The sequence below is a fragment of the Polynucleobacter sp. VK25 genome (assembly GCF_018687355.1).
Taxonomy (GTDB): domain Bacteria; phylum Pseudomonadota; class Gammaproteobacteria; order Burkholderiales; family Burkholderiaceae; genus Polynucleobacter.
Genome location: NZ_CP061288.1, coordinates 1,684,281 through 1,699,712, shown reverse-complemented (window position 1 = coordinate 1,699,712; position 15,432 = coordinate 1,684,281). Strand labels below are relative to the sequence as shown.

Annotated in this window: 9 protein-coding genes; 3 read left to right on the top strand and 6 right to left on the bottom strand. The window is 46.2% G+C overall.

What is annotated here, in order from left to right:
* Positions 1-45 precede the first annotated feature (45 nt).
* Genes AOC21_RS08540 through AOC21_RS08525 form a run of 4 tightly spaced genes read right to left on the bottom strand, consistent with a single transcriptional unit; the run spans position 46 to position 7,706 of the window.
* Positions 46-1,170, bottom strand: a complete 1,125-nt coding sequence (locus AOC21_RS08540) for a 3-deoxy-7-phosphoheptulonate synthase (protein ID WP_215391569.1) — start codon at positions 1,168-1,170, stop codon at positions 46-48.
* 30 nt (positions 1,171-1,200) lie between these two features.
* Positions 1,201-2,691 (bottom strand): metalloprotease TldD, encoded by a 1,491-nt coding sequence (tldD, locus tag AOC21_RS08535; protein ID WP_251371496.1) that lies wholly within the window; start codon positions 2,689-2,691, stop codon positions 1,201-1,203.
* A 20-nt stretch (positions 2,692-2,711) separates the two neighbouring features.
* Positions 2,712-3,545 (bottom strand): carbon-nitrogen hydrolase family protein, encoded by an 834-nt coding sequence (locus tag AOC21_RS08530; protein WP_215391568.1) that lies wholly within the window; start codon positions 3,543-3,545, stop codon positions 2,712-2,714.
* A gap of 6 nt (positions 3,546-3,551) precedes the next feature.
* Positions 3,552-7,706: a YhdP family protein gene (locus tag AOC21_RS08525; RefSeq protein ID WP_251371495.1), complete on the bottom strand. Its 4,155-nt coding sequence runs from the start codon at positions 7,704-7,706 to the stop codon at positions 3,552-3,554.
* A gap of 78 nt (positions 7,707-7,784) precedes the next feature.
* Here AOC21_RS08525 and glnE point away from each other — a divergent pair, with 78 nt between their 5' ends.
* On the top strand, positions 7,785-10,598 hold the full coding sequence (gene glnE, locus AOC21_RS08520; RefSeq protein ID WP_215391567.1) for a bifunctional [glutamate--ammonia ligase]-adenylyl-L-tyrosine phosphorylase/[glutamate--ammonia-ligase] adenylyltransferase: 2,814 nt from the start codon (positions 7,785-7,787) through the stop codon (positions 10,596-10,598).
* Between the two features lie 27 nt (positions 10,599-10,625).
* Here glnE and recN read toward each other — a convergent pair whose 3' ends face one another.
* Both recN and AOC21_RS08510 read right to left on the bottom strand, forming a co-directional pair.
* The gene (recN, locus tag AOC21_RS08515; protein ID WP_215391566.1) at positions 10,626-12,296 is read right to left on the bottom strand and encodes a DNA repair protein RecN; all 1,671 of its coding nucleotides are present in this window, start codon (positions 12,294-12,296) and stop codon (positions 10,626-10,628) included.
* Positions 12,297-12,322: 26 nt separating this feature from the next.
* On the bottom strand, positions 12,323-13,228 hold the full coding sequence (locus AOC21_RS08510) for an NAD kinase (RefSeq protein WP_215391565.1): 906 nt from the start codon (positions 13,226-13,228) through the stop codon (positions 12,323-12,325).
* 37 nt (positions 13,229-13,265) lie between these two features.
* Here AOC21_RS08510 and hrcA point away from each other — a divergent pair, with 37 nt between their 5' ends.
* Together hrcA and hemH are read left to right on the top strand one after the other, a co-directional pair.
* Positions 13,266-14,276, top strand: coding sequence for a heat-inducible transcriptional repressor HrcA (gene hrcA / locus AOC21_RS08505; protein WP_215391564.1), 1,011 nt, complete (start codon positions 13,266-13,268; stop codon positions 14,274-14,276).
* Between the two features lie 51 nt (positions 14,277-14,327).
* A complete protein-coding gene (hemH, locus tag AOC21_RS08500; protein ID WP_215391563.1) occupies positions 14,328-15,422 on the top strand; it encodes a ferrochelatase in 1,095 nt (364 codons plus the stop codon).
* Positions 15,423-15,432 lie beyond the last annotated feature (10 nt).

The window sequence follows — 15,432 nt, the reverse complement described above, 5'->3', positions numbered from 1 at the left end:
CTCTTTTAGTTGCATTACTTCAAGCTCAGATTTTAGTAATCCGAATTACTTTTTCTTGCTTCTACGATTCTTAACGGCAGTAGCAAGACGCTCTAGCACTTTGACAGAGTCATCCCAGTTAATACAAGCATCGGTAATACTCTTACCGTACTCTAACTTACTTGGATCATCTTTTCCAGGTGTAAATTTCTGAGCACCATCATTCAAATGGCTCTCTACCATCACACCAAAAATCTGATGTGAGCCAGTTTCAATCTGCTGTGCTACATCATCTGCAACTACGATTTGACGCTCATGCTTTTTGCTTGAGTTGGCATGCGAAAGGTCAACCATCAAACTGGCTGGAAGCTTGGCCGCTTCTAGTTCAGAGCAGGCTGCCTGGACGTATTGGGCTTCATAGTTGGGCTCTTTGCCGCCGCGCAAAATCACGTGGCAATCTTTATTGCCTTTGGTTTCCACTACTGATACTTGACCATTCTTATGAACGGATAAGAAGTGATGTGGACGACCAGCTGCTTGAATAGCATCTGTAGCAATTTTGATATTGCCATCAGTACCATTCTTAAATCCTATAGGTGCAGATAAGCCGGAAGCGAGTTCGCGATGAACTTGGCTCTCGGTTGTGCGCGCACCAATTGCTCCCCAAGAAATGAGGTCAGCAATGTACTGCGGAGAAATCACATCCAAGAATTCGCTACCTGCTGGCATGCCAAGGCGGTTGATTTCCATCAGAACTTGACGCGCAAGGCGCAAGCCCTCTTCAATGCGATAGCTTTCATCTAGATACGGGTCGTTAATCAAACCCTTCCAGCCAACAGTAGTGCGCGGCTTTTCAAAATACACGCGCATCACAATTTCTAATTCACCAGCAAAGCGCGCACGCTCTGCCAAGAGGCGCTGACAATATTCCAGCGCTGCTTTTGGATCATGAATAGAGCAAGGTCCGATGATGACGAGTAAACGGTCATCTTTGCCATGAATAATGTCGCGGATCTTTTTGCGAGTTTTGCTAATCAGCGCTTCAGTTGGTGTTCCAGAAATAGGAAAGAAGCGGATTAAATGCTCTGGCGGAGGCAGAACAGAAATGTTATCAATGCGTTGATCGTCAGTATCCGAAGTCTTGTCGACGGCGGAGTACCAATTAGCGGGATTCGTATTTTGTTGGCTCATCCGGCTATTTTAAGCCGTAATTACCCGATCTCAGGCAGTCCCGCCCACAGTCAGGCTATCAATCCTCAAGGTGGGCTGCCCAACCCCAACCGGAACACTTTGCCCTTCCTTGCCACAAACCCCCACCCCACCATCTAATTTGAGGTCATTTCCGATCATAGAAACCTGTTTTAGGGATTCTGGACCGCTACCAATAATGGTGGCGCCTTTGACGGGATATTGAATTTTGCCGTTCTCAACCCAGTAGGCTTCTGAGGCAGAAAAAACAAATTTGCCGCTAGTAATGTCAACTTGGCCGCCGCCGAAATTGACTGCATATAGACCTCGTTTAATACTTGCCACAATTTCTTGCGGATCATCTTTGCCAGCCAACATGTAGGTATTAGTCATACGTGGCATTGGTAGTGAGGCAAAACTTTCGCGACGACCATTGCCAGTGAGAGGCATGTTCATCAATCGTGCGTTCAGGCTATCTTGGATATAACCCTTCAAGATGCCATCTTCAATCAAGGTGGTGCATTGTGTAGGTGTACCTTCATCATCAATATTGAGAGATCCTCTACGCCCAGACAAAGTTCCGTCATCAACAACGGTGACCCCTTTGGCAGCAACACGCTGACCAATACGACCGGCAAAAGCAGAAGAGCCTTTGCGATTAAAGTCACCCTCAAGACCATGGCCAACTGCCTCGTGCAATAAAACACCAGGCCAGCCTGGCCCCATTACTACGGTCATTGGGCCAGCAGGCGCCGGGCGGGACTCTAGATTTACCAGAGCTCCATCTACTGCCTCATCAACATAGCGATTGATGAGATCTGTATTGAAATAGAGGTAGTCATGACGTGCGCCACCCCCAGAAGATCCGGATTCACGACGACCATTTTGTTCGGCGATGACATGTACTGATACACGCACTAGCGGGCGTACATCAGCAGCTAATAAGCCGTCTGCGCGCACCACTAAAACAACATCAAACTCACCAGCTAGGCTTGCCATCACTTGAATGATGCGAGGGTCACGCGCTTTGGCGCGACGCTCAATACTTTCTAGCAGCGCAATTTTTTCTTTGGGCTGTAGGGAATCTAAGGGGTTGATGTCTGAGTAAAGCTTATTCGATACTGGATTGAATAATTTGTTGGCGACTGCTTGCTTGCCGCCCTCTGGACCGATGACGCGAGTTGCTTTTGCGGCTTTATTGAGGGCTTCTAAATTGATTTCATCTGAATAGGCGAAGGCCGTCTTATCGCCATAGATGGCGCGTACACCAACACCTTGATCAATATTGAAGCTGCCTGATTTAACAATGCCTTCCTCAAGACTCCAGCTTTCACTGCGTGTGTGTTGGAAGTAAAGGTCTGCATCATCAAGCCGATGGGTAAACATGTTGCCAAAGGTGTGATGTAGATCTTGCTCAGATAGTCCAGTTGGCTCGAGCAAAATAGATTTTGCTAATTTAATGAGGTCTGCTTGCTTTTTGGCTTTGGTCCAATTGGCGGGGAAAAGTGCTTCTGGTGCATTCATGTGATTCGGCAGGTCTTTCTTTAAAGCTTACGATGCGCAAGTGCGGGTAACTTAGAGCGTACCTCGTTTAATTTATCTTTGCATAAAACCCCTGAAATAAAGCCTTCTCCCTCAGGTAGGTTAGCCAAGATGCCACCCCATGGATCAATTAGCATGCTGTTACCCCAAGTGCGACGTTGATTTTGATGTTTTCCGCCCTGTGCAGAAGCAAGGACGTAGCATTGATTTTCAATCGCTCGGGCACGTAAGAGGATTTCCCAATGGTCTTTGCCAGTAGTGTAAGTAAATGCAGCGGGGATGATATGACAGTCAACTTGGCCCAGGGCGCGATAGAGCTCTGGAAAACGTAGGTCATAGCAAATACTCAAGCCAAATGTCCAATCATGCCCATTAATGGCAAGTTTTAAGAGGCCTGGTTTATTGCCGGCTTCAATTGTTTCCGATTCTTGATAGCGCTCAGTTGCGGTTTGAAAGCCAAATAAATGAATTTTGTCGTAACGAGAAATTACTTGACCAGCAGAATCAAAAACAAGAGTGGTGTTCAGTACTTTATTGGGATCTTTTGCTTCCAGTGGAATGGTGCCTGCCACCAAATATAAATTATTCTCTTTAGCAATTTGGGAGAGCTGCTCTTGAATAGGGCCATTTCCAATGCCTTCTCTGGCGCGAACTTTATCGGTATCTTTGAGGCCCATCAAGCAAAAGTACTCGGGTAGAACGGCTAACTGCGCACCATCTGCCGCTGCAGCGGCGATGAGCCTGCTCGCTGTAGATAGGTTCTCTTGTACATCGGGGGTAGAAACCATCTGAATCGAGGAAATCTTGAGTTCTGCACTGCTTGCTGATGTGCTCATGATGTATTAGTTAGGAGTTTTATTGGGGGTGCCGGAATTGCTCGGATTACTTTGTGGACCAGAACTGCTGCTTGGCTTAGTTTGCTCTTTCAGCAAATCCTTACTGCGGATCGTATCTAAAGTTTTAGCATCGATTGGTTGACCCCTTTGATCTAAAGGAATCACCTCAGGATTTTCCCAAGACCCCTGCACTAAATAGTCTGATTGAAAATTTCGATTGATTTGGCTCGTAATTAGGTACTGACCAACTAATGCGCCAAGCCCAACAATAGGGTTGATGACAAAGGCAGCGAGTGATCCAGCAGTTGCATCAATCGTTGGGAAGATAGTGACGCGTAAATCTTGTGTTTGTTTAGGGAGATTAATTTGCCCCGTCATGGCAACCCGAGCCTGATCTAAACCCATCGTGAATTGCTTGGTTTGTGCCACACCAGCATTAATGTCAAAAGAGGCATCAATGCTATTAAACGGAGTTCCTTTGGTAACAATATTTCCAAGGCTGCCCTTAAGATCAAACGTAGCGAATCTAAATAAGCTTTGTAAGCTGAGAACATCGAGCAATTTGGCGCCACTGGTATTGACTTCCAAAAGACGTCCTTTTTCAAGATTCATTGTTGCTTTGCCCGCTAAGGTCTCGTAGTTAGGGCTAAAAGGGGCGCCATCCCAATCTGCATTTACAGTGAGCTTGCCTTGGCCGCCTTCTACTGATTTTTGGTTGGTCCAATGTTCAATAATCTGACCAGCATCTTTAACCTCAAGATCGATATTTAAGTTTGTATGGGAAGGCGTACTTTGTGTACCTCCAGCCCAGCGGCCTGTGAGGGTTGAGCTGCCTTGAGGGTTATTGAATTGAATGGAATCAATATTAAGGACATTGCCAGTTGTTTTGGTTTTGATTTTTGCTTGGCCAAGTTGAGCCTTATTCCAATCAAAGTCATCAATAGTTAAATCAATGCTCGGTATAGATCCTGGCTCAATTTTGTTTTTACTGATTGGATTTTTTGAGCCCTGCTTTGTGGGTGTGGGTGTGGGTGTAATAACCACAGCTTCAGGAATCTTTAGACGTGCAAGCCGCCCACTAATCAGATCGCCGACTACAGACTGTGAAGATGGTTGGTATTGGATATTGCCAGCAATTTGAGGCGATCCCCTTAGGCGTAGTTGCCAAGCGGAATTTTTATTGGTAGCCGTTAAATTTAAGTCCTGCCAGATGCGGTCAAACAATGTTAATTGTTTTACTTGGGCGGCAATCTGAATGTTATTGAGAGTATTGGAGTTGGGCGCCGAATTTTTTCTAGTTTGCTGACTTAAAAAGTCTTGCCATAGGTCTAAGTTCAGCTCACTACTAACTAGGTTAAGCTGAAAACCTTGTTGTGGAGGAATGGCGGGAGTTCCAATGCCAACTGCGTGACGAAGGGTATCGTCAGCAGCTATCTCACCTTGAATATAGTAAACATCGCCAATCTTTCCATCCCAAGAGAGACGGCTTGAATTGGTTTTATTCTTTGCAAAGGTTTTGAGGGTAAGGTTACCCGACATCGCAGTACCAGCTTGTTTTTTCGCTGGCGCTGGAGCAGTACTGCCCCAATCACGCATATCAATCTTTAGCTTGGTTTCGCTATTGCCTTTACTGAAGTTAATGGTGCCGTCGTATCTAGCTAATCCGCTGAGTGCTTGCAATATCGGAAATGCTTGTACGGCGGTATCGTTTGAGAAGTAATCCCTGATAAATTTTGCGGACACATCTCCCGAGATGTCATAGCTTTGGGCGCCTTGCTTAGATTGCGCACTTGAAATCTTAATAGCTCCACCCAGGAAATTAGCGGTGATGTCTTCAAATTCTGGATTAACTTCAGTAATCCGAATTTTTCCTTTGAGGTTTTCAAATGGCGGCAATTCAGCCCACTGAACCCTATTACCAGGAAAGCTTAACTGTATGTCTGTGCTGGTATCCCCGCTACCAGTCAGAGGAATTTTTAAGTCTAGATTTACGTTGGTAGACCCTGTTATTTTTAGATTGCGCTCAAGCTCAATTTGTTTCTTGCCGACAGGTGATGCAAATAAATACTCCAATAATTGTGGGGCATCACCTTGCGCCCCTCCATTGACAGTGAGAAGTAATTGTTTTGCGCTGATACTAGGGATTTCCGCATGAAAGTTGCTAAGAGTAACTTGTTTGTAATTTGCTTGAGCAATGTCTACTGTAAAGTTTTCGTTCCGCACATTAATAACGCCATTGACGTTATTAAATGCAGACCAGATACCTTGGGCGGGTGATGAGGTAGGTACAGGGCTGAAGGTAGCGCCAGCGATAGGGAGGCTGAGTGTGAACTCTCCTGCACCTGTTTTGGGGAATGGCACCCCATTAGGATCGCCCTTAATATGAAGATTCCCTTTTTTAATCAGGCCCGCATCAAACGCTTTGCTTAAATAGGTTTTAGCATCGCTTCCCATGCCAACCGGCAAATATCGGTAAGCAGTTTTTAGATTGGCTTGTGCAAAGTCCATATCTAGAGTCATGTAGTCTGGCTTTTTATCCTCGCCAATCATGTAGCTTAGATTGAGTGTTGTTGAAATCTCCGGATTGCTAAGCTCTAACTGCTTTGCATTAACAACCCAGTTCCCTTTTTGCTTTGACCAGGATATTTGACCATTGGCTTGATCCAGCTTAATTTTGGGGTCAACCAATAAATCATTTACCTCAAGCTCAAGGTCGTTTGATTTAATGGAGAAGCTGCCCTTGTTTTGGTCTGCAGTCAGGAAGCCTGAAAGCTTTGTCACCGATGGCATCGATTTATTAATGCCAACAAAACTTAAATCGATGAGCTTTCCGCTCACAGTGAAATCTAACTTATTCGACTTAAACCATCCCCCAGGAATATTGAGGGCTGATAAGGGTGAGTTACTTTCTGACCATTTGATATCGAGATCTTGTAGTTCGCCATCTGCTTTGGAGGCCTTAATCCATTGGTGAACTTTTTTTGATAAGGGTAGATTCAGTGCAAATAAAGCAACATCTTCCACCAGAATCTTTGGAGATGAAAATCCAAACTCTTTTATTTCACCATCGCCAGATGGGGGCCTCCAGCGAAAGGTCATTGGACTTAAATTTTCTAACGGGGCAGATTTGGGGCTATCAATATCGCGCCAAGCAAATGTCTTGGTTGTAACAGAGATCAATCCACCATCAGTTTCTTGAGTTAGGTTGGTTTCTAATCTTCCAAGTGCAATAGCATCTTCATTTTTAGATAGTTGAATAGTGAGGTTGTCTGCAGTTAAATAAATTTCCCCGCCATCAGGATTGCCATTATCAATTTTTAGTTTTCCATTGGAATTCAGGATTCCCTCAAGGGTATTGAGTGGTAAGGAAAAGTCGCTGGACATTTGACTCAGCTGGAGTTCATTAAGTTTCCAGGATACGGTTCCAATCCAATCGCGCCAATTACCAGCTTGACCGCCGATGTGATGAACTAAATCAATATCAAGTGTAAGCGGGCCTTTAGTCCAAGGCGTGGTCGCACTCAGTGAGCCTTCATGGCTGCGAATGCCATTGCTAAGGGAAAGGCTCTCGATCCCGATTGAGGTGATAGCCTTCTTCTTGAGCTGATCGTCCCAATAAAGTTTGACATCGCTAATGCGAATTTCATTTTGAGCAAATAGCCAGTTCTCTGCAGAATAGTCATTCGCTTTTCCATCAATCGAAATGCCAGCAATAGTAATGACACCCTTACTGTTGCGTTGAGCATGAATTTCAGCGCCCTCAATATTGATCTCATGAAAATACGGTGCAAGGTGATAAAAAGAGGCCCAACTGAGCTGCCCATATATTTTTTGAACCAACAAGAGTGGTTTTAATTTGTCCGGCCCGTTGAAGCGCAAACCTTCAATTTCGAAATTGGGTCTAATGCCTGTCCATGACACCTGTAGGGAGTCCATCGACACTTCAGCGCCAATGCGAGCACTTATCAGTCTTTCAACTGAGGCCTTGGATTTCTCAATTTGTGGCCAAAGAACAAAACGCACGCCAACATGCCCGAGAACAAAAAGGGCTAATGTAACCCCAGCCAAAATGAGGGCACGCTTACGCCAAGCTCGACTCGAGCCTTGAGGATGTTTAGCAAGCACGCTCTTGAGGCGAGGCGGAATAATGTTTTGCAGCATGACCCCTATTATCCGTCACCCCGAGTTTGAGCGCCAAGCTTCTGGTGGTAGTTTTCAGGGTCGGATTAAGATGGTGGGATGGATGATTTTCCCCAGCAAATCGATTTTTTAGAGCGGCATTCGACTTATGCGCGACGCTGGCTCAATGCACACCCTGAATGGCTTGAGTGGCTCCGCATTCAGGGGCAGAAAAAGGTCGATTTACAGGGTATTAGGCGTTTATTAGATGAGTGTCAGATTGGTTTGTCGTTCATTGAGCATGATGAGGTCGAATGGATGGCCAACTTACGCTTGGCTCGGCAGCGTTTGATGTTGTGGGTGGCATTTCGGGATTTAAATGGCAGGGCTGACTTACAGGAGGTGACTCATGCGCTGAGTCATTTTGCTGAATTAGCAGTCTCTTCGTCAATTGCCTATATTCGAGAAGATCTCAAAAATCGTTTTGGCCTGCCATGGAGTAATTCGACACAATCTGAGATGCCCCTCATGGTTGTCGGGATGGGCAAATTAGGCGGTTTCGAGCTCAACCTTTCATCTGATATCGATTTGATATTTTTATACGAGCATGAGGGTGAGACGACTGGTGGCCCAAAAAGCTTATCCAATCAAGAGTGGTTTACTCGAATGGGCAAGCGATTGATAAAGCTTCTTGCCGAGCATGATGCCAATGGATTTGTATTTCGAGTGGATATGCGCCTTCGTCCTAACGGGGATTCAGGACCATTGGTTTGTAGTTTGGATATGTTGGAAGAATACTTGCTGGTGCAGGGCAGGGAGTGGGAGCGCTATGCCTGGATTAAAGGTAGGTTAATTGCACCTCTTTCAGAATCTCCAGATTTTGCCCATTGTCAAAAAGAGCTTGATCAACTCATTCGACCTTTTGTGTATCGCAGACATTTAGATTATGGAGTTATCGCCTCGATTCGTGATTTGCATGCGCAAATTCAAGCAGAGGCAGAAAAGCGATCTTCGGGTCATCAAGGGCGATCACGCGATATTAAATTAGGGCGTGGTGGCATTCGAGAGATTGAGTTTTTAGCGCAAATGTTCCAACTGATGCGAGGTGGTACGGACCCACGCTTTAGAGCACGCCCAAGCCTGGAGGTATTGGAGCTCATTAAGCGCTGCGGTATCTTGCCAACTCAAGAGGTGGAGGCATTACAAGCGGCTTATGTTTTCTTAAGGCGTTTAGAGCATCGCATTCAGGTATGGGATGACCAGCAAACTCACTATCTGCCCGATAGCGAGGATGCGCGTGCACGCTTAGCGGTTTCAATGCAAGGACAGGATGCGCAAGTAGATGCTTTTATAGCCGAATTAGAACGTCATCAAAATAACGTTGCTCGGCTTTTTGAAAAAGCATTTTTACTTGATGATGCTGCACGCCTTGAGATCGCTCCTTTGGTATTGGGCTGGACGCCTGACCAGCAATTTTTCCCTAAGTCCTGTGAGCGCTGGCAGGCGTGGATGGAAAGTCCAAAGCAAAAACTATTGCCTGAAAAGAGTCGTTTAATCTTTGATAACTTAATGTGCAAAGCGGCACAGAGTTTGCAGAGTGGTGGTTCTGCTACCGCACATGCTGATCAAACATTAATGCGTTTTTTTGATTTGCTTGAAGCCATTGCGAGGCGTAGCGCTTACCTTTCTATTTTGGCTGAATATCCCAAGGCACTTGCGAATGTGCTTGATTTGCTCAAGGCATCGCAATGGGGCGCTCAATATCTGACGCGTCACCCTCATTTGCTCGATCACTTATTAAATTCTCAAATCGAGAGGGCTTTGATCGAAGACCCAGAAGAATATTGGGCTGAAGTGAAAGCCAATCTTAATATGCGGCTTGATGACGTGATGGCTGAGGGCGACGGTTCTGAGCAGGCAATGGATATTTTGCGCGTTACACATCACAATGAAACCTTCATCACGCTGTTAACGGATCTAGGAATTGGCGTGCAACAAGGGCTGCCAGTAGAGCGTGTAAGTGACCATTTATCTACCCTGGCAGATTTGATTCTCCAGACTACCTATGAGCGAATATGGCCTGGAGTGGCTAAGAAATTTGAATTACCAGCACAAGCCAATCCACCATTTGCTGTGATTTCGTATGGCAAGTTGGGTGGCAAGGAATTAGGTTACGCCTCGGATCTCGACATCATCTTTTTGTTTCAAGCCCCAGAAGCCGATTATGCTGCTCAAGAAATTTATGCCCTGCTAGCAAAGCGAATGATTAATTGGTTAACTGCATTTACTGCAACTGGTAGCCTGTTTGAAATTGATACTCGGCTTCGACCCAATGGTTCTGCAGGCTTCTTAGTAACCAATGCCGATGCTTTTAAAAAATATCAACTTCGTCAGGGTGACAATGCTGCCTGGGTCTGGGAGCATCAAGCTCTTACGCGAGCACGCTTTTCAGCTGGCAATCCAGATGTAGGTGCATTTTTTGACTCGGTTCGTTCGGAGGTGTTAACTCAGCAGCGCAATATCGAACAGCTGCGCACCGAAATTTTAGAAATGCGTCGCAAGGTTCATGCTGGCCATCCTAATGGCAAGCTAGAGTTCGACTTAAAACATGATGCTGGTGGCATGGTGGATATTGAATTTATTGTTCAATTCCTGGTATTGGCCTATGCCCATCAATACTCACAGCTGATAGGCAATCTAGGTAATATTGCTTTATTGCATATTGCTGGTGATGTCGGTTTGATAGCTTCAGATGCAGCGCAATCCGTTGGTGATGCTTATCGTTTATTAAGAGCGCGTCAACATCGTTTACGTTTGGATGGCGCAGAAAAAACCCGCATCAATTTAGAGGGCGAACCTGAGCTAGTTGCTGCAAGAGATGCAGTACAGGCACTTTGGTTGGTAATATTTAAGGCGCCTTCAAATATTAGCTAGAAGGACCCGAGGTTCAAAACGATTACTTCAGTTTTGCTCTAGCAGTTCTCTGGCGTGCCGACGTGTGGTGTCAGTTATGGTCGCGCCACCAAGCATGCGGGCCACCTCTTCGACGCGTTCGGCCCTACCTAGGATTTGTACCTGCGATACGGTCTTGTCACCGCTTTGTGATTTGCTGACCTTAAGATGGTGATTGCCTTGAGCAGCTACCTGCGGTAAATGGGTTACACACAAGATTTGATGGGATTGACCCAATTGGTGCAATAGTTTGCCAACAGTTTCAGCAACCGCTCCACCAATACCCGCGTCGACTTCGTCAAAGATGAGGGTTGGTGTGAAGGAGGCTTTACTGGTGATGACGCTAATCGCTAAGCTAATCCTCGCCAGCTCACCTCCTGAGGCAACTTTTGCAAGTGAGCGAGGAGTGCTGCCGGCATGGCCTGCAACCAAGAATTCAATTTGCTCTAGACCGTGTGATCCACCTTCATTGAGAGGTGCTAATGTAATCTCCAAACGACCGCCTGCCATAGATAAATCTTGCATGGCGCTCGTTACTAAGTCACCTAGTTCTTTGGCAGCCTTGCTGCGTTTTTGAGAAAGTTGTTTTGCCAGTTTTAAATAAGCCGCTTCTTCTTGTTTGACTTGTTCGCGGAGTACTTCAATATTTTGTGAGGCCGTTAAAGCATCCAGTCGCTCTGATGTTGCCAAAAGAAGTTTAGGCAGATCATCAGTTTCGGTGCGGTACTTACGAGCAGCGCTGTGCAATGCTTGCATGCGTTCTTCAACTTGAGCAAGGCGAGCGGGATCTAGGTCAATCTTTTGAAGGTAGCGATTGAGCCCATGGATTGCTTCATCTAACTGAATATTGGCTGACTCGAGAGCTTGGCTGACCTCGCTGAGGGCCGGATCATGCTCGGCTAAGCCCCCCACACTGATGCTCACTTTTGAAAGTGTAGATTCAATAGAGTTGTCAGCATCGCTCAAAATTTCAATTGCTTCTTGGCAGCCACCAATCAGCTTTGCACCATTTGCTAGGCGGCCATGTTCACTTTGAATGCTGATCCATTCACCTTCTTGCGGAGAGAGCTCGGTGAGTTCTTCTAGTTGCCATTCAAGTCGCTCCCGTTCGCGCTCAACATCTTGACCAGCATTTTCTGCCTGCTCAAGACGACGGCGAGAATCGGCCAGTGTTTTAAATGCTTGTGCCACTTCTGTAGCAAGCGGTAGCAATCCAGCATGACGATCTAAAAGTTCGCGTTGAGCGCCACCCTTTAATAAGAGTTGGTGCGCATGTTGCCCATGAATATCAACTAATTGATCGCCAGCTTCACGTAATTGCGCTAGAGTCGCAACGCTGCCATTGATGAATGCTCGGCTGCGACCATTAGCCTCTACTGTTCTTTTCAGTAACAAACTTTGACCGTCATCCTCTAGTGGAAATCCTTGTGTATCAAGCCACTCACCAAAAGATTGTTGTAATTCAGATTCAATACGAAAGAGTGCGGAAATTTCTGCACGGTTACTACCCTCGCGTATCTGGCTACTATCAGCGCGTTCACCCAGAACTAAGCCGAGAGCATCGAGCAGGATGGATTTACCAGCACCAGTTTCTCCAGTAAGCACGGTAAAGCCGCTAGAGAAATCTAGCTCTAGCTGGTCAACAATGACAAAGTCACGGAGTGAGATGGTTTGAAGCATGTATTAGCGTAGCAAAAAACTCGACATCAGAATGTCGATGGATACTCATTCCAATGCAGCTTCTCGCGCAAGGTTTTGTAGTCACTGTGATTGCTCGGATGAAGCAGATCAATTGTTTTACTAGATTGGCGTACTTCAACCTTATCGCCGCTTTGTAAATTCGTTTGAGATTGCATATCAAAGTTGACGATCACTTCGCGACCATCCACTACTTCAATGATGGTGACGCTATCTTGCGGCAAAACAATTGGACGGTTAGAGAGCGAGTGCGGTGCAATTGGCGCCAATAAAATACCTGCCACATGCGGATGCAAAATTGGGCCGCCAGCAGAGAGTGCGTAAGCAGTCGAGCCAGTAGGCGTTGACACGATTAAGCCATCAGAGCGTTGGTTGTACATAAACGAGCCATTAACGTGTACTGCTAATTCAACCATTCCTGAGATGCCAGAACGATTCACAACTACATCGTTTAGGGCGAGTGCGCGATTAATTTCTTTGCCATTGCGAAGAACAACTGCATCCAATAATGTGCGTGTATCCGCTTCGTAATCACCGGCAATCATTTTTGGCAGGGTAGTGTGAACGGATTGGATCGGAATATCCGTCATATAGCCCAGTCGTCCCATATTGATCCCTACGAGTGGAACATTGCTACCCGCTAACTGTCGGGCGATGCCGAGCATCGTGCCATCTCCCCCGAGAACAACCACAAGATCAATTTCCCCGGCAAAGTCGCGTGCCGTTTTGGTTGGGTAGCCAGAAAGAGCTAGATGGGTGGCTGTATCAAACTCAATAAAGGCCTCACAACCCAGATCTGCAAGTAATTTAGCCAGGTCCTTGAGGTGCTCTTCAATGCCATCAGCTTGGTATTTACCGACAAGCGCAACTCGGCAAAATGCCTTTTTGCTGGAATTTGGGGATGGGCTTAACATATAACGATTAAACCATAGGCATAAAATCCCTTCCACCATGGATGAACGTTCCCGCGCCCTTTTAAAAACCCTCATCGAGCGCTATATCGAAGAGGGCCAGCCTATTGGCTCGCGAACGCTGTCTAGATTCTCTGGTTTGGACCTTTCCGCAGCCACCATACGCAATGTGATGGCTGATTTGGAGGATATGGGACTGGTTACCAGCCCTCACACATCTGCCGGACGCATTCCGACCCCCAGGGGCTATCGCCTGTTTGTGGACACCATGGTGACCGTGCGCCCCTTGGAGGCAATGGCTGCCCGGGAGGTTGAAAAAGGACTTTTGCCGGATTCCCCTCAAAGAGTGCTCAACTCAGCAGCACAGATTTTGTCAAACTTAACCCATTTTGCTGGGGTCGTCATGACGCCTAAGCGGGCCCAGGTGTTTAAGCATATTGAATTCTTGCGTTTGGGCGAAGGCAAGATTTTACTCATCATGGTTACTCCAGAGGGTGATGTACAGAACCGTATATTGCCCACAACACAAGATTACACACCGAGTCAGCTCATTGAGGCAGGTAATTTTATTAACGCCCAGTTTGCCGGAAAGAGTTTTGATCAAGTGCGTATGCATCTGAAATCCGATCTAGATAATTTGCGTGCGGATATTTCAGGATTGATGGCCCTGGCTTTGCAAAGTGGTGTTACTGATTACGATATGGGTCGTGGTGACATGGTGCTTTCTGGCGAGCGGCGCTTACTGAATGTTGGAGACTTAAGCTCCAACTTAGATAAGTTGCGCAAGATGTTCGATATGTTGGAGCAGAAATCTGTGCTGATGCAATTGCTCGATGTATCCAGTCATGCTGATGGTATTCAGATCTTTATTGGTGGTGAGAGTGACTTGTTACCTTATGAAGATTTGGCTGTGATCAGCGCCCCATATAGCGTAGACGGCCAGGTGGTAGGTACGCTTGGAGTCATTGGGCCAACGCGCATGGCATACGATCGAGTCATCCCTATTGTTGATATCACCTCAAAATTACTATCAGGCGCTTTAAGCTCCTAACCACAAGCCCAACTTTTTATATTTCAAACTCATTACTAGAGACAAAACATCTTGAATCAGAACCCGCATCTACGTGCATCTAAAACTGCTGTCCTGTTATTGAACTTAGGAACGCCATCTGCACCAACAGCAAAAGCAGTACGCGCCTACTTAAAAGAATTTCTCTCTGATCCACGCGTGGTAGAAATTCCGCGCATTATTTGGTGGTGTATTTTGAACGGCATTATTTTGCCCATTCGTAGCAGTGCTTCAGCAAAAAAATATGCCTCAATTTGGTTGCCAAAATTAGGCTCTCCTTTAATGCACTACTCACGTTTGCAAGCAAAAGAGTTGGGTGATAAATTTGCAGATGAGGGTCACACTGTCTTGGTCGATCTGGCGATGCGCTACGGCCAGCCATCCACACAATCTGCGCTGGAGAGCTTGAAGGCACAAGGCATGGAGCGTTTATTACTATTGCCTTTATATCCACAATATTCAGCTACCACTACAGCCTCTAGCTTTGATGAGGTTTTTCGTGTCTTGAGTACTTGGCGTGATCAGCCTGAGTTGCGTCTAGTGAAGCACTACCATGACAATCCGGCTTACATTTCTGCGTTGCGTGATCAAGTGTTATCAAGCTGGGATAAAGATGGACGTCCCGATTTTGACAAGGGTGATCGTTTAGTGATGTCCTTTCATGGCTTGCCAAAACGCAATTTAATGAAGGGTGATCCCTATCATTGTGAGTGCTTGAAAACCGGGCGTTTACTCGGGGAGTTGTTGGGCCTAATACCAGGCCAATACATTGTGACTTTCCAATCTCGCTTTGGTAAGGCTGAATGGTTAAAGCCATACACAGCCCCAACGATTGAAAAGTTAGCCAAAGAAGGTTGTCAGCGTATCGATATTTTTTGTCCAGGATTTCCGGCAGATTGCTTAGAGACACTCGAAGAGATTGCGATGGAAGCTCGTGAAATCTTCTTAGAGCATGGTGGCAAAGACTATCGTTATATTCCCTGCTTGAACAGCAACCCTAAGTGGATCGAGGCTCTCAGCGATATCGCTCACCATCATTTGCAGGGCTGGTCTTTGGGCGTGGAGTCTGAGGCGGAATTGGCGAAGCGTAACGAAAGGGCTGAGCAGGCCGAAAAAGTAAAGTCTTGAAATTGCATTA